2 protein-coding genes and 1 pseudogene are annotated in these 4,469 nt (G+C 72.5%); 2 read left to right on the forward strand and 1 reads right to left on the reverse strand.

Annotation, left to right across the window (positions count from 1 at the left end; all coding sequences use genetic code 11):
• Window positions 1-612, forward strand: a pseudogene (locus ACYVE9_RS16850) (transferase); the annotation flags it as partial.
• A gap of 63 nt (window positions 613-675) precedes the next feature.
• Window positions 676-2,655 carry a glycosyltransferase family 4 protein gene (locus ACYVE9_RS16855; RefSeq protein WP_461028686.1) on the forward strand — a complete coding sequence of 660 codons (1,980 nt, stop codon included), beginning with the start codon at window positions 676-678 and terminating at the stop codon, window positions 2,653-2,655.
• A 98-nt stretch (window positions 2,656-2,753) separates the two neighbouring features.
• Here the strand turns inward: ACYVE9_RS16855 and ACYVE9_RS16860 are convergent.
• Window positions 2,754-4,469, reverse strand: a 1,716-nt coding sequence (locus ACYVE9_RS16860; protein ID WP_461028687.1) for a CDP-glycerol glycerophosphotransferase family protein, incomplete at its 5' end; no start/stop codon positions are given.

Below are 4,469 nucleotides of genomic sequence, written 5' to 3' on the forward strand. Positions count from 1 at the left end.
CTGGCGGCGCGCCCGGCCCGCCTGCTGCCGCCCTACGCCGCCGCGAACGGGAGCCCGGTGTGGTCGGCCGACCTGCCGGAGGCGCCGTTGGACGGCATGGAGGGCAAGCCGCTGTACCGGCTGCCGCTGACCGTGGAGGCCGAGCTCACCGGCCGGTCCGGGGTGCGGCTGCGCGCGCACGACATGTACGGCCGGCTGGCGGGTGCCGGCGTGCGGTGCGTGGACATCGAGCTGCGCCACCGGGCGGACGGCCGGCTGGGCCAGTCGCGCAACGCGCAGCCGGATCGGGACGGCGGCGGCTGGACGGCCCGGTTGTCACTGGATCTGGACGCGCTGGCCGACCGGTCGGGTCCTGCCGGGGGCCCGGTGGACATCTGGGACGTCTACGCGCGGATCCGCTGCGACAACGGCCGTTCGCTGTACACGGCGGTGCGTCCGACCGGGGCGGGCCTGCGCCGCACGGTGGCGCCCAGCCGGCGGCACGGCCTGCTGCTGGTGCAGCCGTACGCCACCCATCGCGGCTCGTTGGCGCTGCGTCTGGCTCCCGGTCCGCGCAGCGCGCTGCGCGTCGTGACGCGGAGGATCCGGCGCCTGCTCGCGCCGGGGCACTGACACCGCTAAATCGGGGTAATCCGAGTGAACGGGATGTGCACCGCGAAAGGACCAGTCACACCGATGAAGATCGCCTTCCTGATGGTGGACCGCTACCGGCTGGGCGGGGTGGTGAGCGCGACGCACAACCTGGCCGGCGCGCTCGCCGCCCGTCACGAGGTCGAGGTCGTCTCCCTGCGCCGGGACCGGGAGACGTCTCCGATGCCGCTCGACGACCGGGCCCGGGTGGTGGATCTGACCGACGTGCGTCCCACGTCGCCGACGTACGACGGCGACAACCCGCTGATGCGGGAGCAGCCCAAGGTCTACCCCGGCGAACCGGGCGAGGACGTTCCGCACGTCAGCCGCCTCGCCGAGCTGCGGCTGCTGGAGTACCTGCAGACCACGGACGCCGACGTGGTGGTCAGCTCCAACCCCCGCATCACCTCGGTGCTGCACCGCGCGGGCCGCGACACGTATCTGAAGGTCGCCCAGGAGCACTCCCGCCCCACCACCTTCCACCGGCACATCCGGGATCCGCTGTTCGCCGCGTACCGGGCGCTGGACGCCGTCACCGTGCTCACCCCGGAGGAGCTCACGGTGCTGAGCAAGGCGCTCGGTGACGGACGGAACCTCGCGGTCATGCCGAACTGCGTGCCCCTGGCCCGGGACTGCACGTCCGACGGGAACAACCCGGTGGTGGTCACCGCCGGCCTGCTGAAGAAGCACAAGGGCTTCGACGACCTGATCGCCGCGTTCTCCATCGCCGCCGAGAAGCACCCCGGATGGCAGTTGCGCATCTACGGCGACGGGCCGGAGCGCGCCCGGCTGCGCCGGCAGATCGAGGAGCTGCACGCGTACAACAACGTGCTGCTGATGGGGGCGGTGAGCGGCGTCACCCGGGAACTCGCCAAGGGCTCGGTGTTCGTGCTGCCGTCCCGGCGTGAACCGTTCGGCAACGTGGTGGTGGAGGCGATGTCCTGCCGGCTCCCGGTGATCGCCACCGACTGCGACCACGGGCCGCGGAACATCCTCACCCCCGGCGAGGACGGGGAGCTGGTGCCGGTCGGGGACGTGGAGGCCATGGCCGCCGCGCTGACCACCCTCATCGAGGACGAGCAGCGACGCACCGCGATGGGTGCGGCGGCGGAACGCAACGCGGCCAGGTTCTCACCCGAGGCGAGCGCCGACCGGTTCGAGGAAATCCTCCAGCAGGCGTTCGCCCGCCGCTCCCGGCAGGCGAAGGCCGACTGCCGGATCGACGAGTCCGGCTCCGGCGACCTGCACGTCACGCTGCCGGCCGCCGGTTCCGCCGAGCCGCCGACGCTGGTCTGCCTGCCGTCGGGCACGGGCGCCGCGCCGGTCCGCGTCCCGTTCCGCCCGTCCGACGGCCGGCTGCTCGCGGTGGTGCCCAGGCGGCGGGGGCTGGCCGAGGGCGAGTGGCAGTTGTCGGTCGAGCACCCCGACACCGCGCTGACCTCACTGCGGGCCGACAGCTGCGACACCCGCGGCCTGCTCTCCGTGCACCTGCCGGCCTCCGACGGGCCGGTGCTGGAACTGCTGCACCCCCACGTGAGCAGTGAGGGGGAGGTCCGGGTCCGCAGCGTCGCGCGGGAGGTGCACGCCGAGGTCGGTCCGGTCACCGTCACCAGCGAGTCGGTGTGTGTCACCGGCGAGTTGTGGGGTGCGGACGTCGAGGCGGACGCGACCGTGACGGCGGTGCACCGCGGCACGCCGGAGCGCAATCTCGGCTTTCGCGTGGAGCGGTCGGGCGGCGGCGCGTTCCGGGCCGACATCCCCTGCGGTGACATGGTGTTCGGTCACGAGCGGGGCGAGGAGGTCTGGGACCTGTGGCTCTCCCCTGGCAGCGAGCGGGAACCGGTCCGGCTGTGCAAGAGCGCCACCGACGTGCTGGACCCGATGACCGTCTTCACCTTCCCCCGGCCGGTGCTGGAGGTCCCGGACCGCAGGGGTCCGCTGTTCCGGCGCTCCTCCGGACGCTGCGAGCTGCGGCCCTACTTCAGTGTGCGCGGCCAGTTCGCGCTCAAGCTGGTCGACCTGTAGGAGTCCGCCGCCCAAGCGCGAGGGGCGCCCTCCCGGTGACGGGAGGGCGCCCCTCGGGCGTGGGGTGGGCGCGTGCGGCGCTCACCCCGTCCGGCGCGTCAGCGGGCGCCCTCGTCGTGCTCCGCGGCGGCCAGTTCCCGCATCCGGTCGATGACGCGGCTGGACGCCCGGCCGTCGTCGAGGTCGCAGAAGGTGTGCCGGAACGCCTGGTACGCCTCCCGGTAGCGCTCGGTGACGGGGTCCAGGTCGCGCAGCGCGGCCACCAGTTCCTCCGAGGTGGAGAGCAGCGGACCGGGCGCCTCCCGCTCGAAGTCGAAGTAGAAACCGCGCAGTTGGTCGCGGTAGTGCTCCAGGTCGTAGGTGAAGAACAGGATCGGGCGACCGGTGTTGGCGTAGTCGAACATCAGGGACGAGTAGTCGGTGACGAGCACGTCCGCGATGAGGAACAGCTCGCCGATCTCCGGGTACTCCGACACGTCCCACACGAAGCCGCCGCCCTCCCCCGGCACGGTGTCCACCACGTTGGGGTGCCTGCGGACCAGCAGCACGTGGTCCTCGCCGAGCTGCTTCCTGGCCGCCTCCAGGTCGATGCGCATGTCCAGCTTGTAGCGTCCGGGGCCGTAGAACTGGTCGTCCCGCCAGGTCGGCGCGTACAGCACGACCTTCTTGTCCGGCGGCAGCCCGATGCGCTCCCTGACCTGCTTGGCGACCTCGTCGCGGTCCGCCGCGTAGAGGATGTCGTTCCTGGGGTAGCCGGCTTCCAGCATCTCCCCGTCGAACGCGAAGGCGCGCTTGAGGATGGGCGTGCTGAACCGGTTCGGGGAGACCAGGAAGCTCCAGCTGCGGGACTCCTCGGCGACGTTCTCCAGGTACCGGCTGTTGGCGAACTGCACGTCCTCGATGTCGTGCCCGATCTTCTTCAGCGGCGTGCCGTGCCATGCCTGCACGATGACCTGGCCCGGGCGCCGCTTGATCCAGTGCGGCAGGTGGGCGTTGGTGACGATGTACCGGCAGCGCGCCATCGCCTCGAACCACTCACGCCCCCACATGCGGACGGCGCGGGCGCCCTCGGGCAGCTCCACCTGCTCCTCGCGGACGACCCACAGGTGCTCCAGGTCGGCGTCGCGCCGCCGGAGCTCCTCGTAGACGGCGCGCGGCGAGTCGGAGAACTGCTTGCCGGTGTAGCTGTCGTAGAGCACCGCGTCGCGCAGCGGCTGGGTGCGGGCCTGCGGGTAGACGGTGGTGCGCAGCAGCTTCTGCCGGTAGGGGCCGCGCTCGTCGTCCTTGAGCGCCGAGAGCACCTCCAGCGCGAGCCGGTCGTAGGAGTAGCACTGCACGGCGTAGGTGCGTCCGTCGACGACCCGGCTCTGGGGGAAACGTTCGACCAGGTGGTCGGCGAGCATCACCGGCGTCGGCTCGGAGCCCTGGGCGGCGTCCTGGAACACCAGGTTCCAGCGGCCCGGGCGGAGCGGCAGCGTGCCTGCCTGCGTGCGGACGGCCGCGGGGGTGATCCGGGCGGTGAACCGGCCGTCGGCGAACGTCAGCGGGAAGGCCTTGCGCTCGTGGTGTGCGCGGTGCAGCAGGACGAGGTCGACCGGGGAGTCGTCCGTGCCCGGGCAGGTGCCGCCGACCAGCAGCGTGCCGTCCTGCTCCCAGCTCAGCTCGTCCACCACCGGCCGCGCCGTGCGGTCGCTGACCAGCAGGTGGCCCGGCGCGTTGCGGTGCACGGCCAGCTCGCGGGCCTGCCCGTCGGAGGCGGGCAGCAGCCGGCTTCCCTCGGTGCGGGTGTCGTCGTCCACCGCGATCGGCACGAC

Source organism: Streptomyces sparsus (assembly GCF_054776295.1).